Source organism: Mycoplasma sp. 527 (assembly GCF_053851595.1).
Genome location: NZ_JBSQAY010000005.1, coordinates 1 through 26,939, shown reverse-complemented (window position 1 = coordinate 26,939; position 26,939 = coordinate 1). Strand labels below are relative to the sequence as shown.

Below are 26,939 nucleotides of genomic sequence, written 5' to 3'. Positions count from 1 at the left end.
GATTACTGGTTTGAATTTTTAGGTCTTAAAAAATAAATTTAAAATCATAAGTTTAATAAACATTTTTAAACTATAAAAATGTTGCAATTTAAATAAGAATTAACAAAATAAAAAATATAACCCAGAACGTAGCTGGGTTTAATATTAATAATCAAGTGTAAAAAGTTTATTCTTATGAGTTAATTTTCTTACATCGATTTCGTATTTTTTTATATATTCGTCATCGCTTTTATTATCCATTTTAGGATAATATCTTTCAAAAACAATAGATGCTTCTGCCTCTTCATGATAATGATTAACTCATATTGTGAATCCATCAATAACATCCAAAGTTTTATCTGCACTATACTTAATTTTATTTTTTCTTAAAATCTTTAAAAGGGACCATTTCCCTTCTCCTGGTTGTCATGTATCGAAATATAATGGATTTCTAAATTTCATTTCATCATTGATAGTTCTTGCATTTGAAATCGGTATTATAAATTCTTCATTTTTTTTGAGAGGAGATGCAAAATAATCACTTGTATTATTAAATTGATCTGGAATTAGCAATTTTACAGAATGAGGAAAGTACAAAAATGTAATTTCTTTAGCTTTTGTAAGCCAAATTTTAAATTCTTTTTCGTATCCTTCTTTATTGGTCGTATCATTATTTTCCAATTTCACATTTATAGCAAGCATATAATAGTTTTTAACTTTATTTTCATTAACAAAATCTATTAATTCTTGATATTTATTTTCTGTTTTAAAAGTTATTTTTCTAAAAGGTCTTTTAATTACCTCGCCTTTATCTTTATTGCGAAGTTTTGAATATAAAAGCGGATTATGAGAGTATTCAGCTTTATAAATCCCACCTGGTTTTATAATGTCTTCATGTTGTTCATTATCCTCATTTTTGTGAATTATACAGCTTGTAGATAATAAAACAGTACTTAAAAATGGAACGATAGTTATTATTTTTATTCATTTATTTTTTTTCATTATTTTATAAATCCTCATAATTTAAGTGACTCTGTCATTTCATCACCAGTTACATGTTTTTTTAACATATCTATCATATAAATATTTTTCAATTCAGGTGAAAACTTATTTTCGTATAGATATTGTTTCTTAATTTCTGGTAAATAACTTTCCATTGCTTCTTTTGGTTTTATTGATGGAGATTTTCTATGTCTTGAACTTCATTCTTCTGATCCTAATGTAGTTATATCAATATGAAAGTCTTCTTTTTTGTTTATATATTTGTCACTTTCTGTTATCGTCATATAATTAGAACCTAAAAAAATAATGATTGTATAGCATCATTTGATTCACAGTAATATATGCACATATTCCTTCTCATTCTTCATATATATAATTAAAAGTGTCGTTTTCTCCAAATGTTTTTCTTGGTTCTGTTTTAAAAATTCAAGAATGATTTATTTCGTTATCGGCATATAAAAAGCCATTCAACTTATCTCTTATTCCAAGATTAGAATATTCCGATTTTTTTGCATTTTGCAGTTCTAATAAATTAAGGTATTTGAAATTATTGAAATTTACTTTACTCTTTTTGCTATCTTTTTTATTTTTTCAATCTTCGTTTATGCTCTCGTTATTAGTCTTCTTTTTTGGTCTTCTATGATCCCCTATCATTAATTTATCTCGATCATTTTTATTTAATATTGATATATCTCCGATGGTTTCTCTGTAATATACCAAATTATCATTGGACATGATTTCTGAACTTAAATTAGATATGTTTCAATTTTGATTAACCTCTATTATTTTTTCTTTTTCTTGATCAAACATTGAAAAACCACCCTTCTCATATCCTACTATATATGAATATTTATTTGTTTCCGGATCTAGATAATTTCTACTTACAAATTTTACTTTTGTGTCTTTTCTTCCAGTTAATTTTATAAAATCATATAAACAGTATGAGGATAATTTTTCTTTATATTGTCTTTCTTTCTTTTCCTCAATATATTTTGTATCCTCATATGGCATTATTTTTAATGAAACCATTGTAAATGGTATAACGCTAGCTATCGTAGCTAAAAAACGCTAAATAATTTATTTTTCATATATTCCTTTTTTATTTCTTCATATCTTTATTGTATTATTTTTAAGAAATAGTGTTAAATTTATATTTAAAATACTCATATATTTTCATATTTATTTTTTGTATTTCCCAGTTTTGGCATAAAAAATACAGAATTTCAAACCGAATAATCTGCTTATACTATTTATAGTATAGGTTTTTTATTTTCTTATTTTTTTAACAACATTTTAATTTAATATAGTCATGTCAAAAGAATCTAATTTGGTCGATATTTTTTCAGAGCTTGGAAAGAGGGTTGATATAAATTCGCCAAAAAAGAAATTATGAAATACAAAAAAAGAGGATTCTAATACAATAAAAGACATTTGATAAATTTATGATGATATTAAAAACGTTGTTAAAAGATAGTTAAAAAATAACAAATATACCTCAATTTTAGATAGATTTGTTATTTTTGTATAATAAAACTGGAAAACTCAAAAGGAAAATAAAAAGCAAGAAATAATTCTTGCTTAATTCTTAATTATTATTAAATCTAAATTCAGAAGGTATTTCATTCAATCCGTTTTTAAATAGGTTGGTTTTAAAATCCGAGGCTGAATAGATTTCTTTTAGCGCTTCACGATATGAATTTTTTTGTTCTTTACCACCACCATAAATTAGATCATATTGTGGAAGATTATATTTGCCATATAAACCATCATAGTTATAACCTTCAGATCTAAAAGCAACCGATAGGCCGACACGTGCCAAAGTATTTGATGCATAAAATATTGAAACTAGCTCATTATGTTGATTTCGAATAGAAGTTCCAGAAGAACCACCAATCGGTGCATATCTACGTGGAATATAAGCTAGCCCCATATTTACATATCTTTTACCATTAACATAGTAAAAATCTTCGCCAATTTTTGGAGCCGCTATAAATGTATCTAAAACACCAGGTTTATCAATAAACGAACGATAACCAATTTGGTAAGAAAGAAAACTTCCTCGATCAAGTTTTTCTTTTGGATATGAAGAAGGTGTACCATCTTCGCCATTAGTTATTTTTGCATCATAATATTCATATTCGCTATTAATTCACAAGCTAAAACTATTGTTTTTTCTTTTAGTTTGATCATCATCAATGTATTTCTTCAAATAATAATCTTCACGTGATGAAGGCCACCCTACAGCATACAAGAAATCTATATCTTTAGGTAATTTAGATTTTAGAGGAAAATCAATTTTTGAATAATCGTTTAAGTATGATTTTTGTTTAAATTTAACTTGTTTATCAGCGTGATTAGCATAATCATTAGTAATTTCTTTTGCTAAATTTTGTGCAAAATGTTCACTACCGACTTTTGGATATCTTTGAGTTACATCTTGGTCATTTGAAGTTGCATAATATTTATTAATCTTAGTAAAATCAATTTCTAAAACAGCAAAATCAACAAATTCTTCCACATCACCATATTTTTTCTTTTGACGCTCAGATAAGAAATCAGATGGATGAGATTTTAAATAGTCAGTTCCATCAAAAACCTTTCTAATTGCGCTAGGATCTTCAAACGAAAAGCGAGTAATATTATCATCTAATTCAGAAATACGCAAACTTTGCCCAACCTGTAATTTATTGTCAATCTTAGCAATTGAAAAACTTGTCAAATTATCAGTTAATGCCCTTGCAACGTGAGAATTAGTTCCTAAATATCATTTTGTTGGATAACCATTACTATCAAGTTGGTAATCAAGAATTCAAGTGGTTCCATTTTCGCCAATTAAATGTTTTTTTGATTCTGCTTTTAGTTTTAAATCAAGAATAGCTGCTTGTTGCTTTTGGATTTCGATTTCACGAGTTCTATTTTTATATTCTGCAATAGCGTCATCATATTTTTTTAGTTCAGTTTCTTTTTCTTTTTGAAGACTTTCAGTTAAATGAACATCAGTGTTCTTAGCAATTTTGTCATCTAATTCTTTTGTTAGAGCTTCTTTTTGTTCTTTTAATTCAGCAACCTTTTTGTCAATTAATTTTTTAAATTCTAATTCATTATTAGGATCGCTTCAATGTTTGATAGCTAATTCAATTTTTGCTATTTCATCTTTAAAATCATTAGCTCTTGTTAAAGCAATTGTAAAAGTCTGTTTGGCTATATCAAGATATTTTTGATTAACAATTTTTCTTGCTAAGCCATTAGTTTTAAAGGGATCATTTTTACCTAGTGTATCAACTCATGAAGGTTGTTTTCCTAATTCTGAAGGCTCAAATAATTCAATTCCATCGACTTCACCATTTGCTTTATATGAAGGCAAGCTAAAACCTTTATATGCGGCATTTTCATAAGAATCTTGACCTAACGTTTTTGCTTTTTCATCATATTTTTTAATTTGTTCACTAGTTGCCTTAGTATTTTCTCTTAATTTAGTTCAATCATCAATACCGGCAGAAAAAGCCAAATATTGCTTTAGCGAACCGACGTATTTATCATTATCATATTTAAAACGCTCTTTTTGGTTTAAACTAACATATTTTGAAACTTCATTATCTTCTGGAGTTGAATCAATTTTGTTATTCGGTTTATCACCATTTGAATCACTATTAAATGGCGAAATTTTTAAACCTGATAATTCAAATATATGATTTTTTCTTGTTAATGTTGCTTTATTTTTAAAAACAACATTAAATTTAGCTTTTCCGGTAGTATTAGCGTCATCTTCTAAAATAATACCTTCAATTGATATGCTGATTTTATTATTTAGATTTACATCCTTAAAATTAATTTTTATATTGGAAACATTCTTTTGTAGCTCACTAGCAAATAGCTGTGACTTGGTATTGCCTGTTAAAAAGTTACTAAAAATAAGTTCAAAATTATCTTCAATGTTTGTATTAACAATTAATTTGTTAAAATCATCATTAAATTCATCATCCGAATATTTTATGCTTTTGTCCGGTGTCTCACTAGACCAATTTTTCTTAATGTTTTCCTTAATATTTGTAATTTCGCTTTTTATGGCATTAATGGCTTGATCTGCCTTATTTTTAGCCTTACGCAAATCAAATACGCCACTGCTTTCATTAGTTAGAATATCATTAATTTCTTTTTGAACTTTTATTCCTTCAGCATAAGCGCTCGATTGTTTAGCATCACTGCGGGTATCTTTTAATTCTCTTAAAGATGTCTCTAATTCGGTTAATTGTTTTTTTAATGTTGTCTTTAGTGATGTTATGTCATCCTGACATGATATCAATGCAAATGTTGGAGAAAAAAGTAACGGCATTCCAAAAAACGCAGTAATAATTGCCTTGTTTCTTTTTGTTAATTTCATAATTTTAAGATTCCTTACATACTTTTCTAAAATTAGTTGAATGCTTTATCACTAGCAAAACTTACTTTGTAACCATTAGATTCAAGTTGACTCTTCAATGTAGTTGCCCCCTGTGGAACTTGAACTTCCCTCGAAATTCCTGATAAATTAATTAAGATGCTTAAATTTGTTAAGGCTGAACTGGTCAAATTATCTTTAGTTGTTAATCTAACATTTTGCGTAACACTACCATTACTAAATTCAATTTTAGTTGGAGGAAATCCAGGTTCACCGCGTGACATTACGGTGTCAAATTGTGCATCATCTAAATCATCACCACTAATTTCGTATCAGGCTTTATCACTAAAGAATTTAGCATTTTTTAGTTTTCTTGGTTTATTTGATGATTTAATGTAATCATAAAAAATTAAGCCTTTTAATGATCTGATAGAAGGGGCTCTTGAGAAATCAATTCTTGTTGGATAACTATTTCCGCCTTCATTGGTATCTGGATTTAGACCAGGGCCGAACCCACCTTGAAATATCCCTTCATTATTTCTAGTGTAATAAGCCATTCTTAAACCATTGTTAATTCTTTCATATTTCTTTTGCGGATCCGATTCATCTTTTAGTAAATCAGACTCTTCAAATGCTAGGGTGTTAAATGTAATTCTTGAAGCAATTTCGGCTCCGGGTCTTGTATCTCAACTAACATTGTAATCAATAGTATTAATTCACTCAACATTACGCAATGCTCATGGGTTAATCGATCAATCATCAAGTAGAGAATTACCTAAGGTAAATAACGCTAATTCCTTAATGTTTTTCTTTTCTAATTCGACTAATGCTGATGTATTAGTTGCTCTATGATCAAAGAAAAGTTCTAATTGCGGCAAGTTATCTGGTAGAGCTCTTAAAATATCTTTGAATTTTTGGTTAGGATCTTTTTTACCCATATTTTTTATACGATATGAAGTAATTTCAATACCTTTATTCTTTAATGATTCAATTAAATTCTTAGTTTTCTCATAACCATCATAGTTAGCAGCATCAATTTCCACAATGTAGCCTTTATTTAACTTACCTTCTTGCGGTTTTTGTCTTGTTAATTCAGTTATGGTTATACCATCATTATTTCCGACATTGAATTCTTTAAATTTTTCAGATTGGGTAACATCTTGTTTAGTTCATCCTGGATATACACCATTTTGAATTTGTTCTGGATTTCGACCAAAATATCCCTCAATGCCAAAAGCACGACGGTCACGATTATCTCTTTCACGTCTAGCTATCTCGCCGTTATAACCAGGAGCCGGTGAATAGCTATATGAGTCGATTTCTCCATTTTCATTAATATATGCATTATTAGGAGAAGCAGTATAACCTTGTTTTAAATATTCTTCTGCTCCTTTACCTAATTTTGTAAATTTTGAATAATCTAAATTTTTAATTAATCAAGCATATTTAACATTTTCACTCTTAAATTGTTTATTAGGATATTGTTTTTTTGCATCCTCTTTTAAGAAATTGACAACATTAGGGCTATCTAGAAGACGTCTGAATTTATCAATTAATTGAGTTCATACTTGACTATTTAATTTAATATATCTATCAGGGTCAAATGATTCAGTTTTTTCAAGTAGTACACCATCGATAAGGCTTGGGAAATAGTTTTGTAGTCCATCTGCATTATTAATAATAAGTTGTTTAAGAGTTGCTTTTCTTAACTCATCTGTTACTTCAACACTTTTAACATTTCCAACAATTTCATTTACATAAGGATTTTTATTAGTAATTCCCGCAGCAACATCACGAGGGTCTAATGGTCTAGTTGGAGGTGGTGTTACTTCAGCTAGAACCTGAACACCATTAATTGTAATAGTAATTCTTTCGCTTCTAGGTGTAGGGGCAGGTTTAGGGGCAGGGGCCGGCTTTGGCGCTGGTTTGGGAGTTGGTTTTGGTTTCGGCGGAACCGGAACAGGTTTCGGCGGAACTGGGATAGGTTTAGGTTTTGGTTTGGGTTGTGGAAGGGGGACTGGGTTTGTTTTTGGTTCGGGTTTTGGTTCGGGTTTGGGTTGTGGTTTGGGTTCAGGTTTTGGTTCGGGTTTAGGTTGTGGAGGAACTGGAATAGGTTCTGGTTCGGGTTTGGGTTGTGGAGGCACAACAACAGGAGGTTTTGGAATTTCTTTTAAATTCTTATCAGTTATAGACACATCAGCTTTAGTTACATCGGGTGTACCTTTGTGAAATATTTCAGAGTTTTCACCATAAATATTGTTAAATTCTATACCATTTTTATTCTTTTGGTTAGCAGCAAAAATAGCATTACCTATAATTGCTGAACCTAATATTGTTGATCCTAAGGTAAATAAAACGATCTTATTCTTTTTACTCTTTAAAAGCTTCATATTTTCTCCTTAAAATAATTTCAATTCATAAAAAATCTTATGAACCTTTAATTTAACCTACATTATACTAAAATTTATATAATAATACACAAAAATAAGCATAAGTTAACTACTATCTATTTTCTTTAAAATAACAATAGTTAGTCTAAAATAATAAAAAGAGATTTTACTACTTAATTTAAGGTGTTTTTTTATTTTTAATTCCTATCATATTTTATATTGCAAATAAGATAGGCTTGTTAATTTGCAAATATACTAAGAATATACAAGTATAATAAAAATGCCTAGGCAATTTTGCCCTAGACCTTTTTATTATTTTAAAATTTATTTAAATTAATCTTCGTCAACCGAAACTTTTCCGCCACGTTTCTTAATAATTTCGTCAGCTAAATTGCGAGGTAATTTTTCATAATGATCAAATCACATTTGATATGTACCACGTCCAGTTGTCATTGATCTTAATTGAGTTGCATATCCAAACATTTCATTTAATGGAATGTATGCTTTAATAACATGCGCTCCATCGTTTCGAGTTTCGTTATCTCTAACTTGACCTCTTCTACGAGAGATATCTCCCATAACATCACCAAAGAAATCTTCTGGCACAACAACAGCAACATCCATAATTGGTTCTAATAAAACAGTCCCCAATTGTTCACGGCCCTTGGTCAATGATTTTGAAGCAGCAATTTTATAAGCAAGTTCTGATGAATCGACTTCATGGTAGGAACCATCAAATAGAGTTGCCTTAATATCAATCATTGGATAACCGGCAAGAATACCAATTTCCATTTTTTCTTTAAGACCTTTTTCGATCGATTTAATGTACTCTTTAGGGATTTTACCACCGACAATTTTATCAATAAATTCAAATCCACCATCAGGGTTTGGTTCGTATTTAATTCACACGTGTCCATATTGTCCCTTACCACCAGATTGCTTCTTATGAATACCTTCAACTTCTGCTGACTTAGTAATTGTTTCACGATATGATACTTGTGGAGCCCCAACACTTACTTCAACCTTAAACTCACGTTTTAGTCTATCAACAATAATGTCTAAATGAAGTTCACCCATACCAGCAATAATAGTTTGCCCAGTTTCTTCATCTGTATAGTATTTAAATGTAGGATCTTCTGCTCCTAAACGTTGTAGAGCTAATGAAAGCTTCTCAGAAGCATCTTTTGTTTTAGGTTCAATTGCTTGTGAAATAACTGGCTCAGGAAAATTCATATTTTCCAAAACAATTTCTTTATGTTTTTCATCGATAAGTGTGTCACCAGTTGTTGTGTATTTTAAACCAACAGCAGCACCAATATCACCAGTTCTAACCTCGTCAATATCAGTTCTTGAATTAGCATGCATTAATAAAATTCTACTAAATCTTTCTTTTTCACCTTTTGTTGAATTTATTACATATGAGCCTTTTGAGATAACTCCACTATATACTCTAAAGAAGGTTAAATTACCAACAAATGGGTCATTCATAACTTTAAATGCTAATGCTGAGAAAAATTCATCATCAGAAGCAGGAATTGAAATTTCTTGTTCACCTTTGTATGCCTTCATTGCGGTAATATCCAATGGTGAAGGTAAATATTCAACAATAGCATCAAGCATTAACTTAACACCTTTATTCTTAAACGAAGTTCCGCAAACAACTGGGAAATATGTTGAAGTTAAAGTAGCCTTTCTAATAGCTTTTTTCATTAATTCAGCCGAAACTTCTTGTTCCGTTAGGATTAATTCAGTAATTTCTTCATCAAAATCTGCTAGTGATTCGGCAAGAGAAGCACGCATTAAATTTGCTTCGTCCTTTAGATAATCAGGAATTTCGATTTCCTTCATATTTTCGTCGACACCACCATCAAATTCATAGGCTTTCATGGTTACTAAATCAATAATTCCATTAAATTGTGATTCTTCACCAATATTAAGTTGGATAGCATGTGCATTAGCACCTAATAGCTTTCTTAGTGACTCAACAGATGCTTTGAAATTAGCACCCATTTTATCCATTTTGTTAACATAAACAATTCTTGGAACTTTATAGTTGGTTGCTTGTCTCCAAACAGTTTCTGTTTGAGGTTCAACACCTGATTGAGCATCTAGAACAGCGACAGCACCATCTAAAACACGCAACGAACGCTCAACTTCAATAGTAAAATCAACGTGTCCAGGTGTGTCAATAATATTTAATCTTTTATTCTTTCAATATGCAGTTGTAGCTGCGGAAGTAATAGTAATACCACGTTCTTGTTCTTGAACCATTCAATCCATTTGCGAAGCACCTTCATGTGTTTCACCGATTTTATGAATTTTTCCTGTGTGGTATAAAACTCTTTCTGTAGTTGTAGTTTTACCTGCATCAATATGAGCCATAATTCCGATGTTACGATAATCTTCTAATTTATATTCTCTTGACATACTTTGTTCCTAATAAAATAAATAATTTAAATAAAAATAGGTAATTATCATCTAAAGTGAGCAAATGCCTTGTTTGATTCAGCCATCTTGTGGGTATCGTCACGCTTTTTGATAGCTCCACCCATTTTATTTGCTGCATCAATGATTTCATGTGCTAACTTTTCTTCCATTGTTTTGTCATTTCTTAATCTGGCATATTGAATAATTCATCTTAGTGCTAATGTTTGTTTTCTTTTAGCACTAACTTCACATGGAACTTGGTAATTAGAACCACCAACTCTTCTTGAACGAACTTCAAGTTGTGGACTTACATTTTCTAGTGCAGAATTGAATACTTCCATTGGTTCTTTACCAGTTTTGTTTTTAATAATTTCAAAGGCACTGTATAAAATATTCTCGGCAACAGATTTTTTACCATCTAGCATAATTGTGTTAATTAATTTGGTAATAATTTTTGAGTTAAAAACTGGATCTGCTAAGACATCTCTCACAGGTGCTTTATGCTTTCTTGACATATTCTTTCCTTTCTATTTAACTTTCTAATTAATTACTTTTTGGTTTTTTTGTTCCATATAGAGAACGACCTTGTTTTCTATTGTTTACCCCAGCGGCATCTTGAGTACCACGGATGATAGTATATCTAACCCCAGGTAAATCTTTAACTTTACCTCCACGGATTAATACAACTGAGTGTTCTTGTAAATTGTGTCCTTCACCAGGAATATAAGCAGTAACTTCTTGTCCATTAGATAATCTAACACGGGCGTATTTACGAATAGCTGAGTTAGGTTTCTTAGGAGTCATTGTAGCAACCCGAGTACATACACCACGTTTAAATGGGGCTGGAATTGCTTTTTCTTTTTTTTGTAAAGAGTTGTACATCTTTAATAAAGCAGGGGCTTTAGATTTAGTTGTCTTATCTTTACGGCCTTGTTTAACTAATTGCGCAACTGTAGGCATTTTTTTCCTTTCTTAACATTGTTTTACATATTTTCAGATATTTTTAACTCTTATTTTAAAAATACTAAATTATTATACAACAACTAAACCAGTGTTTTTACTTTTTTATGTTTTTTATTAATAAAAAAGCAGCCAGATATAATTAGGCTACTAAAATTTCTTGGTAATAATATCAATTTGCTCTTTTTCTTTCTTTATTTGTTGTTCAAATGCCTTAAGTTTGCTTATTTCTTTGGTGATTTGACTAATATTTCAATCATATCTAAATACATGATCTTGCAAATATTTCTTAATTTTTAAAATCAAGGGCGTGTATTTAACATTAATCAAATTATCTAGTGTTCATTGTGAAAAATTACTTAGTTCTTCAAAAAATTCAGAAACAAGGCGAGTATTATTATTGTACATATCCGCAAATTTCTGCACTAAGTTTTTAAATTTTTGTTTAGCTTTATTTATAAAAACGTCAATATTATTTTCATGAGTTATCTTTTCCTCTTTTAGAGACCTTAGAAGATTGCTAATTTCATCCTTTAATTTAATAACTTCTTCATTCTTAGAACTTCCAAATAACGCATCAACATTTGCTAATAAATTTATAATATCATTCTTAAGTGAGTTAATTACATTATATTTTAACTTTTCGAGATTTTGACTACATGAAGCAACAAGGGGTGCAATAGTAATAACTGGCAAAAAACCTAGTACTAATTTTATTTTTTTAGCCATAGCAAAAGCAAATTATTTAGTTGCTAAAAATTTTGAAATTAAAAATTGTTTATATTCATGCATAAAATCAATAAGTTCTTTTTCATAAATAATATTTGAATCTTCATAATAATATGAAACATTCGAATGTGGATTAAAGAATAAATCTTCAACTTCATTATCACGATAAAATAATCATGAATTTTTAGTGGCGCTTTGATATAAAGGATCATTAGCACGAGCCGTGTATACATATTCCTCATATTTTTTATTAAATTCAGCTTTTGACATTGCTGCTAATTCCTTAGTTTCGTTAAGAATTTTAGCTTTTTTGTCCATTTTATCCATCCAAATAATTTCCTGCTCAATCTTTGATAAATCTTGATTGTGAATTGGTGTAGCAAATTCCGCAATATCAGAAATTTTTTGAGCATTACTTTTAATTTCGTTTTGGACTTCTGCAAAATACTCTACTTTAAATAATTGATTTAAAAATAAGTTATATTGTTTCTCGAATTTTATTTGATCCATATTATTATAAAATTTCATTCATCTTAATAACACATTGGATAATAAAAGATTAGAAGATTTTAACTTATCAAACTCTATATTAATTTTTTCAGGATATTTAGCTAATTCTTGTTTTTTTAGTTCCTTAAGAGAAATAATTTCATTATACACTGCCTCATTCTTATGTTTATATTGAGGATAGTTAAAACTTATGTAATAAATTACAACAAATGCGATACCAAATGAAATCAAAAGAACGATAGCAAAAGAAATAAATGTTATAAATAAAGGAATATATGAGGTAATGGTGTCTTTATATTCTAGATACTTCATTTCTGTAACCAGACCTGAATTAAATTTCTGGGTTGCAGTTCCCATATATGAATATACTTTTGACAATGATACAGATGAAAAAATAATTTGGATAGCTAGAATAACTAAAATTGTAACTATATTATAAAACGCGGTACTTTTTATATTTAACCCTTGTATATATTTTTTAAATAAAAAACCATCTAGTACTGCTTTTGTTTTATTAATGCTACGCTTAAAATTAATAAAAAACTTAATTATTAAATATAAATTAACTATTGCCAAAAGTGTCAATATTAAACCATAAATTAGAAAAGGATTAGAACCGACACTTTCAGAATTATTGGGAACCTTTGAATTCTGTCCTTGTAAAAACAGCTGACTCATTTTACCTCCTAAAAATTAATCATAATCATTATTATTCTCAATATCTTTTATTTCTTTGGCATTATCAGATTCATTTTCTTTATTATTTTCATTGTTACTCATATTAGCTTTTTCGTTATGACTATTATTATTTTCAAATATGGCACTGATTTTTTCAATTAATTGCTTACGCTTTAATTCGCTAGCACCAAATATATTTAATTTTTGCGCCATAATTATTAGTTTTTCATCGCTTAATGTTTCTAATTGTGAGCTATATGATTTATTATTTTTTTCGCCAATAATCTCATCATTGTTTTTTTGTTCATTATTATCAAATATAGGAGGTTGTGTAGAATAAGTTTGTTGGTTAGTTTGTGAAAACTTTTGCCCAAAAATTTCATTTATTCTACCTTGTTCATTGTTGATTCTTACAATTCTAAATAATTTTACAATTCTTGAAAACGGCCAATATATTGTGAAATATCCTATTAAAAATATGATTGTAACAATAAGATTTAAAATTTGGTTTATATCCCATGGTTTAATTCTAAAAATACCACCGGCTGAGAAAAATAAATTAATAAATATAATCATAACAGTCATACTATATAAGGTCAGTAACCAAGGCGAATATTTTGTGAAATCTTTTTCTTTTAGTGAAAGTGTCAAAGAAACGATATGTCAAATCAATACAGCTCCAGAGAATAATGCCACAACGATAGAAAATGCAAATTTTCTTATAAACAAATCTTCAACTGAAGCATTAATGGTAGATATCTCATAACTAGGATTTGCATTTGAAAATGCTTCTTTATAATTCAATAAATAGACTTGTTTTCTAACTGCATACTCAATAAATATGGCCATTAATGATAAAAACATCACAACTAAAAATGCTGTAAATAATATTGATTTTACTAAAATTGCCTTTTTGTTGTGTTTGTAAAGTTCATCAATTGAGTTGTATTTATTTATATCAATATTTTTCATAAACACCTCCTTTTTGGTTTTAATGAGTTTACTTAATTTTAAAATATATTAGAATTATAACTAAATTTTATCTACCTTGCTCGATTTCTCTTTGCATTAGTTCGGGAATAGGGGCCTCAAGATGTATGTTTCTTCCCTTATTATCAATAAAATCTAGTTGTGCAGCGTGGAGCCTTTGATTAAAAGAATCAATTTTTTTATTATAAACAGGGTCACCATAAACTGGATGCTTAATATATCCTAAATGCACTCTTATTTGATGAGTTCGTCCTGTCTTTAAATTACATTTTACTAATGTTTTATCTTTATTATCAATTTTCAAATATTCAAGACATTCAATCATTGTATATGCATTTTTCGAGTTTTGATCGCTAACAGCAAATTTTTGACGATTTTTTATATCTCTTCCAATGGGCAAATTAATATGCATTTTTTTGTTAGCTATTCTTCCATCAACTATAGCAATATATGTCCTGTTAATCTTATGTTCTTTAAGCAAGGAAGCAAAATAATTGTGGGTTGAATTATTTTTAGCAATAATTAATAGCCCGCTAGTATCTTTATCTATCCTATGAACTATGCCAAGTCTTAAAAGCCCATTAACATTACTTAAATTATTTTTAAAGTGGTACATTAAGCCGTTGACCAAAGTATTATTCCTGTGGCCGGGGGCCGGATGAACTACTAAACCCGAAGGTTTATTTATAACCAAATAATCTTCATTTTCATATACAATGTCAAGGCTGATTTCTTGTTCCTCAATCTTTATTTGTTTATCGATGACTCTAACAATTTCTATTTCATCATTGTTTTTGATAACAAATTTATTTTTATTAATTTTAATTCCATTAACAAAAACAGCCCCCTCTTTAATTAATTCTTGAATATCATTTCTAGTTATTGAAGAATTATTTGCTATATATTTATCAATTCTTTCAGAATAGTTTGCAACAAGTTTCAACATAATTTTTAAATTATAACAAATGTTATAATAATAGCATGAAGTTTTTGGAAATCAAAAAATCAAAATTTATCCCCATTTTATTTAATATCAATTCAAAAGAAGATGTAAGAAAAAATATTGAATCTCTTCGAAAAGAACATAAAAAAGCAAAGCACATTGTTTATGCTTATATTATAAAAGACAATGATGTTATTATCAATGGATATACTGATGACCATGAACCAAAAGGTGTGGCTGGGATTCCTCTTTATAGCTATTTAAATAATAAAAATTTAAAAAATAAATTATTAGTTGTTATTCGTTATTTCGGTGGTATTGAATTAGGGAGAAGTAATTTATTAAGAGCTTACTTGCAAGCAGCCAAACTACTTTTTAATGAGTAAATAAGATTCAAATTCAAATATAAGTCTCGTTTTTAGAATTAATGTTTTAAATATTTCTAATATTTAAAAGATCTATCATTACACTAGATTGAAATTTAGCAAAAATAATGGAGTAAAAATTTAAAGAATTTATTTTTAGATTTAGTTGAAACTACATGTCTTTTAAAACTAACATCAATTATATCCTAGTATAATAACCAGTTTTATTAGTGTTTTTTTATAGTTGCCAAACTATCAACCTATTCTATCTTAAAGATATTAAACAAAACATATCAATGTAACATGAAAGAAAGTAAAAAGCAATTATAAAAACTAAGAAAAACCCAAATATACTTTTTCTAATTCTTTTGAACCTTTTAAGGCAATCCTTTGAATTAAAATTATTTAATAAATTAAAACAAAACTCCAACTTAGGATCCTAAAAAAATAACTAACAAGCTAGTATAGAAAAAACCAAAATTGCAAATCCAAGAAACAATGAGAAAGATAAAAAATCCCCTTTTAAAAAAAGTATAAAATTTTTCTTAATTTTGAATTCTAATTTGTTTTGTATCCTTAGATTTTAATTTTATTTTGTGTTAAAAAACTTAGAACTCAACTAAAATAACAATAGTTTCAAAAAATGCTATTTTCACCCAATGTTCAAAAATTATGAATTATTTATATATAATTTTTTATTTATTTAGATTTAGCGATTATTAAAAAACTATAAACACTAATTTGCCTATTTTTTTCTTGAAATAAAACTATTTTTTTGTTCTATTAATCTGGCATATTTATTAATATAATAATAAGATATATTTTATACCTAAAATAGCATAATAATAAATTGATTTATAGTAAATTTTTTCATTAAAAGGAGTAATATGAAGTTTAAGTTAAGCCCATTGTTAAGTGCAGTTATGATAGCTGCAACACCATTAGTAATTAGCGCTCAAAACAATATGGCCAATAATATCGATAAAGAGGAAAAAAATTCTAGCAATAATGTTAGCGTTTATGCAACTGAGGCAATATCGATACCCACAAATGATGACTATAATGATGTTGAAAGTTATAACATTTACTGAAAGACTGAAGCCTTTAAAACTCATTACAAAATGTTATTTGCATATAGAGTACTAAAAAAATTAATTAATTTTCAAGGTGAGAAATTAGAGATACTTCCATATAAAGAAAAATTAATGAAATTTAAAATTTTTCCTGATGGTGTTTTTGATAATTTTAACAATGAATACTTTTTTTATGACCATAACTTTTTACATTGGGGAACTTTTATTAGATTATGATCAGATGTTAATTTTGACTATAATGTTTTCTTGCTTAATGAATACAAAAAATTAAACATTGATAGTGTTTATAAGGTTGCAGATGATTTAAGATCAAATGTAACTTCCGGAAAATTTTCATCAAAAATTAGTGATATTTATATAGTCCAAACTATTATTGCTCATTTTGAGGCCATTAATTTATTGATTCAACACAAAGAAAATTCAAATATTAAAAATTTGATAAAAGATCTATTTAAGGTACAAAGTGGCATTAATTCTGCAGATCCTGCTTATTTAAATACCTTAAAAGATTCACTGCCAATTCTCGAAAAAATTAAAAAAGAAGCGAATGATAGTATTATTGAAGAAATTATAAAAGAAGTTGAATCAGAATTTTCGCATGATAAGTTAATGTATGATGCATTAATTTCCGCACAAAAATCATACGGTTCTATCGAATACGATGAAAAAATTAAACCATTAGTTAAATTAGTTTCGAATTCTAGCACAATGGAATTTTTGGAAAATCTTAAAAATTCCGCTAACAATATTTATCTTAGTGAAAAACAAAAAGTCGATATGGCATTTGAAGATTTAAGAAACAAAGACCCTAATATTAAAGAAAAAATTAATAAAGCACGTAATGTAGGAATTTTAAGAGAACTTTATGCTGATATTATGGCTAAAAAAATACAGGAATATCAAAACGATGTAATGATATTAATCAAAAAAACAAAGGGTTCTAGCATGTATGATGATTTTATGAGAACATTTAGTACCATAAAAGAAAAAAATGAGCAACAAATTGAACAAAGAAAAGTTGCAATAGAAGCTTTTGATAAAAAATGAAAAGATTTTGGCCGTAACCATACTAAAATTAATATTGATATTAAAAAAGAAAAAGATGAACTTAATACTAAATTATCAAGTCAAATAGAAAACCAAAAGATTACTATTGAACAATTTAATGCTCTTAATGATAAATCAACTAATTTGTTTTCTGATGAAAACAACAAAACAAAATTGCTTATAAATAGCATCAACTCAGTAGACCAAAGAACTAAAAAACTTGAAGAATTAAAAAAAGCAAAAAACATTGAAGATCTACAAAAATTAATAGTAGAGGCACAAAAAATTAAGAATGTAGAAGATTTAACAAAAGCAAGGGAAGAAGCTACAAAAGCACTGAAAAAAATTGAAGGTTCAGTGAATTATGAAGAATATAAAAAACAACATAGTGAAGCGCAAGATGATATTACCAAACTAACTAAGTTAGCGGAAAAAATAAATGCTGAATACAAATTAAAAAGAAATGAAGTTGAAAAAAATCTAAAAAGTTTAGATGATAAAACAGGATTCGAGCAAGCGCTAGAAGAAGCTGATAATATTCAAAAATTAAATAAATTAAATGAAGCGCTATTGAATCAAATAAAAGAACAAGATTTAAACAAATTAATAAAAAGAGCGCAAAAAGCCGTTGATCAGACTGAAGGTTCAGAAAGATTTGAAGAATTTAAAACGTTGCTCGCTAATGCAAAAAATGATGTTGCTAAACTTACTAATGTAGCAGAAAAAGCAGAAGAAATTTATAACATAGAAAAGCAAAAAATATTAGATACGTTTGACAAATTGTTAGATAAAAAGGATTATCAAACAAAAATTAATAATGCAAATAATATAAAGAATCTAAAAATTCTATTAAAAGAAATAACTCAAGAAAAAATACTTCAAGAAAATGCCCAAATAAAAAAAGAGGCGAATGATGCTATTGACAGACTAGAAGGTTCTGAATTAAAAAAACAACTAGGTAGGGAATTAAGCAACAACAAAGAAAATACTAATAAAATAAAAGATATTGCAGCTAAAGCAACACAAGAATTTAATATGGAACTTAATTCTACAAAAGAAGAACTAAACAAGCTAATAAATTCAAATACAAAAAAAGAGTTAGAAAAATTGATAGAAAACGCCCAAAATATAAAAGAATTAAGAATTATTAAATTGAAGATTCAAAAAGCAATTACTGAGCAAGAAACAAAATCTAAAAAAGAAGGCAAATCAAAGATAAATGTAGCTGCGATTGTAGGGTCTCTTGTGGTAATACTAGCATTAGCTGGCGCAAGTGTTGGTACTTGATATGCAGTTAAACGTCATAAGATTCAAAAAAGAAAAGAAATAAACAAAAATTAGGTCAAAATAAGAAAGTCTTGAATCTCTTATGAGGTTTTAGACTTTTTTGTTGACAATTTTTAGCTAATAAAAAGCAAAAAAGTGTTACCATAAGTAATTTTGTGCATTTTTTTAAAAAGCTTATTTCTTTTTGATGACTCTTTAATAAGAGTTTATTTTACAACCCAAAATCAGTTAGAAAAATGAAATAAAGTTTGTTACTAATTGGGGGCCTGTTTTTAATCGATTACAAATTATTTTTGAAAAAAATAAATAATTAAAACAACCAAACAACATAATGTTGCTTGGTTGTTTTTGTATAATAAATTTAGATTTGTGTGGTTGCTATTCTCAAATCTCTTACTAAAAATAAGCCAGAGATAAATTTACACAAAATTATCTACACTACCACATTATTTTTTTATCAATCTTATTAATGATATTAGTGACAATATACCAAATATCGCAGCTATCGCTATACCAACATAAGATATAATTCTTATATCACCAAGTTTCAAAAAGCCGTTTAGTTTAAACACTAGTTTTCCAAGCGGTGTAGTAGCATTTGATAATAATGCTTCATTACTAAATGTAATAGAAGCAATTATTGAAGAAACAACAAGTATTGGGAAGCTTATTATCAAACATATTACCCAACCAATTTTATGACCCATATTTTTTCCTTTAAATCTTAAAATAATTATATATGTTTTTTAAATGAAAAACTATTTTTTGGCCAGTTCATCATGCACATATTTTAGAAGTAGCATACAAACAATAAATAGTTTTTGAAGCTTTGTTTAATTTTTTTGTATTGTCCACTATTAAATTAAAACAGGTTTTTTATAAAATAAATAAAAAAGAGACTTTGATATATTTCAAGTCAAGGCCTCTAAAGATATAGAATCTTATTTTTGTTCCATTGCATCATCTTGTATCATCATAGTTCTTTTATGCAAAACCTCGCACTTTTTCATTTTCACTTCATATGATATAACAAATGAAAATTGCACTGTATAAACAATTAATGATACAATTTGCCATACAAGAGCCCCGATTAAACCATTCAAGGCAGCTTCCTCACCTTTGATATTTTTATCTACAATACTCAAAATAAAGAAAATAATTCATCATAAGTTATTTAAAATAAAAATAAATAGCATTCAAGGACTTATTGATTTAAAGTTTCTTGTTTTTAATCCTTTTATTAATTGAGGCATAAAAGCTAAGGTTGTTCCCGCAGGCGTAATTAAACCAATAATAAGTGATGTAACTTTATCAAATACCGCAATTCTATTCCCAACAATTGGATAAAAATAACCAGTATTAATCTTTTGAAATACTAATACTATAAATACAGCGAATATCGAAGTTGCAAATAATTCTACTAAAACTATAGCTGCCGTTGCAAATTTTTTTTGATTTTTGGTAATTACTTTATTATAGTGATATAAAAAATACATTGTAAAAGCATATATAAAAGAACAAATTAAGTTTGCTAAAAAAATGTATCAACCGTTTTCATCACCTGTAAATACACCATAAATTAACCAAATAATAATTCCAATATAAAAAATTCAAAATGAATAATAATTTATGTTTTCAGCTTTTTTGGTTTTAACAACCCTAACTAGTTGAGGAACACCTAAAAGAATTGTCGCTATCGCTCCTAATGCTCCAAAAAACTGAATAGATATTTCTAATGCTGTCATAACTAAAAAATTATACATTAATACTAATTTATAAACATAATATTGCCTAGTTTTTAATATTTTTTTATAGCAAAAACATATTATTAAAAATTATTATAAAAACCATCTAAATTTTGCTATGTAAAATTAGAACGTTCAAAAAAAAAAAAAAAACACCAATTTGGTGTTAAGTCATTTCTGAAATGGTGGCTCCGGCAGGAATCGAACCAGCGACACACGGAGCTTCAGTCCGTTGCTCTACCAACTGAGCTACAGAGCCATGGCGGTCCAGACGGGAATTGAACCCGCGATCTCTTCCGTGACAGGGAAGCGTATTAAACCACTTTACCACTGGACCGTGGTTGCGGAGATTGGAATCGAACCAATGACCTTTGGGTTATGAGCCCAACGAGCTGCCGCCTGCTCTACTCCGCTATATTATGGCGGGCAATGAGGGATTTGAACCCCCGCGGGCCGTGAAGCCCCTGGCAGTTTTCAAGACTGCTCCCTTCAGCCTCTTGGGTAATTGCCCATGGTGGACCCAACAGGACTCGAACCTGTAACCGACCGGTTATGAGCCGGTTGCTCTAACCATTGAGCTATGGGTCCTAAAATTTCACTATTGGGTTTTACATTTGGTAGCACCGAAGAGAGTCGAACTCTTGACCTTCCGGGTATGAACCGGACGCTCTAACCAACTGAGCTACAGTGCCATAATGGTGGAGAGGAAGGGACTCGAACCCTCTACCTCCTGCGTGCAAGGCAGGCGCTCTGGCCAGGTGAGCTACCCCCCCATAAATGGTGAAGAAGACAGGATTCGAACCTGCGACCGCTTGAGCCCAAGTCAAGTGCTCTACCAAGCTGAGCTACTTCTCCACACAGAAATTTTTGCTAAATGCTTTATTATTATATATTATTTTTTATGTTAGTTATTAATTTTTTTAAAAATCTTCGTTGTTTCAAATAAACTCATAATCCTTAATTTTAATAGTATCACCATCTTTAATATCTGAATTTTTAATTAAATCAAATACACCTAATGATTTTAATTTGTAATTAAATCTTCATAAATTATCAATAGAAATAACAGGAATTTTTTCATAAACCTTATAAATATCACTGCCAACAATTTCATAAGTATCATCAGACAGTTTGATAATTTCTATTTTCTTTTTATCTAGCGAAATAACAACAACTTCTTCAGATTCTTTTAATTCATTAACAATATTAATTTTGGCTTCTTGTAGAGTTTCTCATAACACTTTTTTTATTTCTTCTATATGCGAGTCGAGCAATGATGAATTTTCTATTAATTTAATATTAGGGTACTTACTTTTAAATTTTTCTAAATGAGTTTGATATGATTCAAGATCAGATTTGTTAGCTACAACAATCTGCGGTAATTTTTCAAGTCTAAGATTATAAGATCTTAGTTCATTATTAATAATTTCATAATCCAAAATTGGGTTTTTATTTGAATCACCAAAATCAATAATGTGGCATATAACCCTACAACGCTCAATATGCTTTAAAAATTGAATCCCAAGGCCTTTGCCCTCCGAAGCTTTTTCTATCAATCCAGGCAAATCTGCGACTACAAAAGTATTTTCATAAAATTTAACTAAACCCAATTGTGGAACAAGTGTTGTAAAATTATAATCGGCTATTTTGGGTTTAGCATTAGAAATTTGAGATAAAATTGTGCTTTTCCCTGCGCTTGGTTTTCCAACAAAGCCCACATCAGCTAAAACCTTTAATGTTAGATGCAAATTAAATCTTTCACCTAATGTTCCGTTTTCACAAATTCTTGGAGCAGTATTTCTTGATGATTTAAATCTTAAATTGCCTTTACCGCCTTTACCGCCTTTAGCAATCAGATATTTTTCTTCTGTAACAATATCAGCAACTAACTTGCCATCATTATAAACCATAGTGCCCAATGGCACCTTAACAATTAAATCATCAGCGCCTCTGCCAAAAGCATTTTTAGGTTTCCCGTTTTCCCCATCATTAGCAACAATCTTTTTTTGGTAGTAAAATGGCAATAATGTATTTTGCCCAGGATCGCCCTGAAAATATATTGAACCTCCATTTCCTCCATCGCCGCCGTCCGGACCGCCTTTATCAACATTAGCCTCACGACGAAAACTAATGATCCCATCTCCACCTTTTCCAGCAATAACCAAAATATCAACTTCATCTATAAATTTCATGTGTTTTATTTTATCAAAAATTTAGATAAATTTAGCCATTATGAGTAATTATTAAATACATTAAAAGCAACCTTTTTCAAAATTAACAAGGCTGCTTTTCTATTATTTAATTTACTTTTTTTGTGATTCAATGGTTTTATTTAATTGTTGCAATAATTCATCTGTTAGTGACAATTTTTTATAAAGATCTTCGATATTTTTCTTCCAATCTTCTTTTGCTTCTGAATCCGTTATTTTTTCTAGAAGCTTAGTTAGTTTTTCATATAATTCTTTCTGCTTTGCAAGGTTCTTAGTTCATGTTTCTTCTGCTTTGGCTCTTGCTTTTTGTGAAAATTCTTCAATTAACTTATCGCCTTTTTTTTCTGAAAATTCCGTTATAAGTTCTTTTATTTTTCTAAGAAGTTCTTCATCAACATCTTTATGCATACTTTTTTCTTCTTTAAGTTCCGAGAATCTACTATTAATTTTTAGATTTATTTCGTTAGCTAAATTAAGCAAGAAGGAAAGTTCTGTTTTATCTTGAGCTACTTTTTCTCTAGTTAGTTTATTTATTTCATCTCCATTAAGTTTAGATTGTAAATCATCAATCTTTTTATTAACATCATTTCATTTTTTTTCATAATAGGCAAGTAACTCTTCAAATTTTTTTATAATGCCATTTTTATCATTTGGTATATTATCATCTTCTTTTTTGATCTTTGATTGATCATCCTTTTTTGGTTTATCATCATGTTTATCCATAGGATCATTTGGGAGGGGTGTTTGTTCAGGTTTTTGTTCAGGTGTTTGGGGATTTTTTTCTTCTTTTTTATTGTCATGTTTTGGATTATCTTGTTGAGGATTTTTACTTGACTGATCTTCTTGCTTTCCTTCGCCGGGTTTTTGGGGATTCACTATTGGAGGAGTAGTATTACTTCCTTGATCTGGTGTCTCATGCTTATCAGGTTGTTTTTCTTTTGGCTTATTTTCAGGGTTGCCTTGATCGCCAGGTTTGCCGGGGGACTTATGCGGATTGCTTGGTTCAGCTGGTTTTTCTGGTTTTTTAGGCCCTGGGTTAGATGGATTTGAACACGAAACCAACGCAGCTCCTGTAATAACTGGTAACGAAATAGATGTCAATGCTAATAGCAATTTATTTGATTTTTTCACTTGTTCTCCTTATTGTTAAATTCCTTATTTTGATAAAAAAGAATCTTTTTTGCTTTTTATAGATATTCCATAATTTCAATTATATTATAAATGAAAAATGGTCTTATTTCTTAATAACTCTTGCAAATAAGATCTCGTTAGCCTCAGGATACAAATTATCAAATTTGGCAAAATTAGTTATTTGTTCGTAATTAATCAAATCTATCTTAATAAAACTAAATATTTTTTTCATCTTTTGAGGCATGACAACAGATAACATTAAGGCTATGCTATAAATCCCGTTAAGCAAGGTATTTAAAACGCAATTAAGTCTATCTAAATCTTCCTTCAACAATCATGGTTTTGTTAAATCTATATATTCATTTAATTTCGAAGACAAATTAATAGCATTTTTAATTGCCTTATCAGCATGAAATTGATCAAATTCCTTTTTATATTCCTCATAATAAACACTTAATGAGTCTAATATTTTTTGATCGATTTCAAGCAAATTATTCTTATCAAAGTATGTGCCATTTGCAAAGTTTTGATTAACCATTTTGATAGTACGATTAACAAGATTACCAAAATTATTTGCCAAATCAGCATTTAGCACGTTAATTAAAAGTTCTTCACTAAAAGAAAAGTCATTATCGATATTAACCTGCGAACAAAAGAAATATTTAATTTCCTCAGCTCCGTATTTGTTAATTAAGGGAATTGGTTCCACAATGTTTCCTTTTGATTTTGACATTTTACCCTCGGGAGTAATAATTCATGAATGAACAACTTCTTTTGTCGGTAGATTGATATCAAGTGATTTTAAAAATATTGGTCAGTAAATTGAGTGAAAACGCGAAATTTCCTTCGCTAAAACGTGAACACGTTCATTACCATTACGCCAAAATTTATGATAATTTTCATCGTTATTTGTTTCATATCCCAAAGCAGTTAAATAGCTGAATAATGCATCTAATCAAACATAAATAACATGTTGCTTTTCATCATTATTTTTTTGTTTAGGTACATTGATTCCTCAATCAAAGGAAACCCGAGTAATTGATAGATCTTCAATTCCTTTGGAAAGAAAATTACTCTTTAGCTCCTTGGCAATATTTTTATTAGTTAAAAAGTTAGAATTTATATCAAAAAATTCATTTATTCAAGGTTCCAACTTTTTCATATCAAAGAAATAGCTTTCTTCTTTAATTTCTTGAAGCTCATGACCTGATGTCGGGTGGTAATATCTTCCGTCTTTATAGATAGCTTGTGTTTTAGTAAAAAATTCTTCATCGCTAACCGAATAAAGACCTACATACTTATCTTTAAAAATAAATCCCTTTTCGTACATTTTTTCGAAAATTTTAATAATTGCTTGTTCATGTTGTTTACTTGTAGTACGACTGTAGAAATCATAGTTAATTTTCAATAAACCTCATAAATCAATAAATTTCCGAGATTGAATATCAACATATTCTTGAGGGGACAAATTATATTCCTCAGCTTTTTTTTGAATTTTTTGACCATGTTCATCAATACCGGTCACAAATAAAGTTTCGTATCCTTGAGTTTTTTTATAATTTGCAAAAACTCATGCCAGTGTCGTTGTTAAGACATGACCAATATGTAAATTTCCGCTAGGATAATATATTGGAGTAGTTATATAAAATGTTTTTTTTGAATTATTCATGTTTTTCTCCTTTTTGTTTCATTGGGATATAAAGTTTTTGCGTTTCTAGGCGATATGAATGGTCGTTTTTATCATCATTATGAAGATAAATATTTGGTTCAAAATACGTGCCTCAACCCGAGTTAAATCGTGATTCAACTAAACAAAATTTAGGTTGAGAATTGATTCTAGTGAAAACTAGTTGCACTCTTTTTGGTTCAAAATTATATTTGCGCAATAATGATATTAAATCAATATATCTAGCAATTGGAAGCACAACACTAAAATAACCTTTTTGCTCAATTATTTTAGAAGATAAAGAAATAAGTGTTTCTAAATCTAAATTAATTTCATGTGTAGCCAGTTTTTGCGCATATGTACCAGTTTTTCTAACTTGATTATAGTTTTCATTGTAGTAGGGTGGGTTAGCAACAATTGAAGAGTATTTCTTAGCAAGATTATTCCCACATTTAAAAGCATAATCTTTTGCATATTCTTTAAAATCAGCTTCAAAAATTTTTATTTGGTCTTCCAAATTATTTAAACATACATTTTGCTTAGCCAGCAAAACTGCTTTAGGTTGAATTTCAACTGCGTCAATTTTTATTTTTTTGGATCTGGCAGCCATAAAGATTGATAATGCTCCATTATTTGTACCAACCTCGAGCATATTCGATACATTGCGATTAATTGAAACGAAATTACCTAATAAAATTGTATCAACAGAATAATTAAACATCTCCTTATCTTGATAAACAAAGAGGTCATTACCATATCCTAAGTTATTTTTAAAAACACCGATTTTTTTCATAATAACTAATTATAAATTAATATTTTTTTTGATACTGCATTAAGTTAGATTAATCATTTCGTTTTAATAAAATGTTTAAAACCTCATAATTTATAAAAGCCTTATACATAATGATAAATAACAACAAACTAGTTATCCCAAAAATGAATATTTTCCTTAAGCAAACTAAAAACCAGAATGAACCTGGTTTTTAGTTTGAATTTCCATTTTTTTCACCGGGGATGCCGTATATATCAATAATCGGACCTTTACCCTTAATTCCACCTGAGAAAAGATCATAAAAATTATCTCATTTTGATGGCCCACTTAAATCTTGAACTTTCGGTTTAGAATCACTTTTTTGTTCTTGTTTAGATTGCGCTTTTGGTAAGGATTGCATTGGTTTTGCTATACCGGGTTCATCATCTTCATACCATGGTTCATTATGTTCTTTTTCATTATTTTTTGAAAAAATATCTAAATCACCATAAAATGCATCATCTAATGGAAAATCAAATCCATGATTGTCATCATCCTTAGTTTTGTCGTATTCTTTATATAAATTCTTGTAATAGAAGTTTTCAATTACATTCTTAATTTCTTCATTAGTTGGATCACCAAAATCAATTTCAATTT

21 protein-coding genes and 8 tRNA genes are annotated in these 26,939 nt (G+C 28.6%); 2 read left to right on the top strand and 27 right to left on the bottom strand.

The annotated features are described in order from the left end of the window. Positions 1-144: 144 nt before the first annotated feature. The 12 genes from ACWXVQ_RS02685 to ACWXVQ_RS02630 all read right to left on the bottom strand — a co-directional run bounded on the left by ACWXVQ_RS02685 (position 145) and on the right by ACWXVQ_RS02630 (position 14,989). Positions 145-981 carry a hypothetical protein gene (locus ACWXVQ_RS02685; RefSeq protein ID WP_456013538.1) on the bottom strand — a complete coding sequence of 279 codons (837 nt, stop codon included), beginning with the start codon at positions 979-981 and terminating at the stop codon, positions 145-147. After that, on the bottom strand, positions 981-1,265 hold the full coding sequence (locus ACWXVQ_RS02680; protein WP_456013536.1) for a hypothetical protein: 285 nt from the start codon (positions 1,263-1,265) through the stop codon (positions 981-983). The genes ACWXVQ_RS02685 and ACWXVQ_RS02680 overlap by 1 nt, the downstream gene beginning before the upstream one ends. 4 nt (positions 1,266-1,269) lie before the next feature. Continuing rightward, positions 1,270-2,010 carry a hypothetical protein gene (locus tag ACWXVQ_RS02675; protein ID WP_456013534.1) on the bottom strand — a complete coding sequence of 247 codons (741 nt, stop codon included), beginning with the start codon at positions 2,008-2,010 and terminating at the stop codon, positions 1,270-1,272. 556 nt (positions 2,011-2,566) lie between these two features. Next, positions 2,567-5,362 (bottom strand): Ig-specific serine endopeptidase MIP, encoded by a 2,796-nt coding sequence (gene mip / locus ACWXVQ_RS02670; RefSeq protein ID WP_456013532.1) that lies wholly within the window; start codon positions 5,360-5,362, stop codon positions 2,567-2,569. A 32-nt stretch (positions 5,363-5,394) separates the two neighbouring features. Continuing rightward, positions 5,395-7,749, bottom strand: coding sequence for a putative immunoglobulin-blocking virulence protein (locus ACWXVQ_RS02665; protein WP_456013530.1), 2,355 nt, complete (start codon positions 7,747-7,749; stop codon positions 5,395-5,397). A 333-nt stretch (positions 7,750-8,082) separates the two neighbouring features. After that, a complete protein-coding gene (gene fusA / locus ACWXVQ_RS02660; protein WP_456013528.1) occupies positions 8,083-10,176 on the bottom strand; it encodes an elongation factor G in 2,094 nt (697 codons plus the stop codon). Between the two features lie 44 nt (positions 10,177-10,220). Further along, positions 10,221-10,691, bottom strand: a complete 471-nt coding sequence (gene rpsG, locus ACWXVQ_RS02655) for a 30S ribosomal protein S7 (RefSeq protein ID WP_438340318.1) — start codon at positions 10,689-10,691, stop codon at positions 10,221-10,223. A 28-nt stretch (positions 10,692-10,719) separates the two neighbouring features. Beyond that, positions 10,720-11,136 carry a 30S ribosomal protein S12 gene (gene rpsL / locus ACWXVQ_RS02650; RefSeq protein WP_438340319.1) on the bottom strand — a complete coding sequence of 139 codons (417 nt, stop codon included), beginning with the start codon at positions 11,134-11,136 and terminating at the stop codon, positions 10,720-10,722. A gap of 150 nt (positions 11,137-11,286) precedes the next feature. Further along, entirely contained in the window at positions 11,287-11,865 is a 579-nt protein-coding gene (locus ACWXVQ_RS02645) for a hypothetical protein (RefSeq protein ID WP_456013526.1), read from the bottom strand. Positions 11,866-11,877: 12 nt separating this feature from the next. Continuing rightward, entirely contained in the window at positions 11,878-13,053 is a 1,176-nt protein-coding gene (locus ACWXVQ_RS02640) for a hypothetical protein (protein WP_456011978.1), read from the bottom strand. 15 nt (positions 13,054-13,068) lie between these two features. Continuing rightward, the gene (locus ACWXVQ_RS02635) at positions 13,069-14,025 is read right to left on the bottom strand and encodes a hypothetical protein (protein ID WP_456013524.1); all 957 of its coding nucleotides are present in this window, start codon (positions 14,023-14,025) and stop codon (positions 13,069-13,071) included. Positions 14,026-14,092: 67 nt separating this feature from the next. After that, entirely contained in the window at positions 14,093-14,989 is an 897-nt protein-coding gene (locus ACWXVQ_RS02630; RefSeq protein WP_455993638.1) for an RluA family pseudouridine synthase, read from the bottom strand. 35 nt (positions 14,990-15,024) lie between these two features. On the opposite strand from ACWXVQ_RS02630, the gene ACWXVQ_RS02625 reads away from it, so the two are divergent. Both ACWXVQ_RS02625 and ACWXVQ_RS02620 read left to right on the top strand, forming a co-directional pair. Next, positions 15,025-15,372, top strand: a complete 348-nt coding sequence (locus tag ACWXVQ_RS02625; RefSeq protein ID WP_456013522.1) for a YigZ family protein — start codon at positions 15,025-15,027, stop codon at positions 15,370-15,372. Between the two features lie 866 nt (positions 15,373-16,238). Then, entirely contained in the window at positions 16,239-18,833 is a 2,595-nt protein-coding gene (locus tag ACWXVQ_RS02620; protein WP_456013520.1) for a hypothetical protein, read from the top strand. 392 nt (positions 18,834-19,225) lie between these two features. Here ACWXVQ_RS02620 and ACWXVQ_RS02615 read toward each other — a convergent pair whose 3' ends face one another. From ACWXVQ_RS02615 to ACWXVQ_RS02545, 15 genes are all read right to left on the bottom strand, one after another. After that, positions 19,226-19,486 (bottom strand): hypothetical protein, encoded by a 261-nt coding sequence (locus tag ACWXVQ_RS02615; protein WP_438340326.1) that lies wholly within the window; start codon positions 19,484-19,486, stop codon positions 19,226-19,228. 234 nt (positions 19,487-19,720) lie between these two features. Further along, a complete protein-coding gene (locus ACWXVQ_RS02610) occupies positions 19,721-20,524 on the bottom strand; it encodes a SemiSWEET family transporter (protein ID WP_456013518.1) in 804 nt (267 codons plus the stop codon). Between the two features lie 183 nt (positions 20,525-20,707). Continuing rightward, positions 20,708-20,783, bottom strand: a tRNA-Phe gene (locus tag ACWXVQ_RS02605). A 1-nt stretch (position 20,784) separates the two neighbouring features. Continuing rightward, positions 20,785-20,861: transfer RNA gene (locus ACWXVQ_RS02600), tRNA-Asp, on the bottom strand. Between the two features lies 1 nt (position 20,862). Next, positions 20,863-20,938: transfer RNA gene (locus ACWXVQ_RS02595), tRNA-Met, on the bottom strand. A 6-nt stretch (positions 20,939-20,944) separates the two neighbouring features. Continuing rightward, a tRNA-Ser gene (locus ACWXVQ_RS02590) sits at positions 20,945-21,035 on the bottom strand. 1 nt (position 21,036) lies between these two features. After that, positions 21,037-21,112, bottom strand: a tRNA-Ile gene (locus ACWXVQ_RS02585). A gap of 27 nt (positions 21,113-21,139) precedes the next feature. Further along, positions 21,140-21,216 (bottom strand) — tRNA-Met (locus ACWXVQ_RS02580). A gap of 4 nt (positions 21,217-21,220) precedes the next feature. Beyond that, positions 21,221-21,297 (bottom strand) — tRNA-Ala (locus ACWXVQ_RS02575). A 5-nt stretch (positions 21,298-21,302) separates the two neighbouring features. Beyond that, positions 21,303-21,379: transfer RNA gene (locus ACWXVQ_RS02570), tRNA-Pro, on the bottom strand. 65 nt (positions 21,380-21,444) lie between these two features. Beyond that, positions 21,445-22,716: a GTPase ObgE gene (obgE, locus tag ACWXVQ_RS02565; RefSeq protein ID WP_456013516.1), complete on the bottom strand. Its 1,272-nt coding sequence runs from the start codon at positions 22,714-22,716 to the stop codon at positions 21,445-21,447. A gap of 111 nt (positions 22,717-22,827) precedes the next feature. Continuing rightward, the gene (locus ACWXVQ_RS02560; RefSeq protein WP_456013514.1) at positions 22,828-23,865 is read right to left on the bottom strand and encodes a hypothetical protein; all 1,038 of its coding nucleotides are present in this window, start codon (positions 23,863-23,865) and stop codon (positions 22,828-22,830) included. 103 nt (positions 23,866-23,968) lie between these two features. Beyond that, on the bottom strand, positions 23,969-25,534 hold the full coding sequence (gene metG, locus ACWXVQ_RS02555) for a methionine--tRNA ligase (protein ID WP_456013512.1): 1,566 nt from the start codon (positions 25,532-25,534) through the stop codon (positions 23,969-23,971). Next, entirely contained in the window at positions 25,527-26,324 is a 798-nt protein-coding gene (locus ACWXVQ_RS02550; protein WP_444704791.1) for a tRNA1(Val) (adenine(37)-N6)-methyltransferase, read from the bottom strand. Before ACWXVQ_RS02550 ends, metG begins: the two co-directional genes overlap by 8 nt. Before the next feature lie 190 nt (positions 26,325-26,514). After that, positions 26,515-26,939, bottom strand: a 425-nt coding sequence (locus ACWXVQ_RS02545; RefSeq protein WP_456013511.1) for a hypothetical protein, incomplete at its 5' end; no start/stop codon positions are given.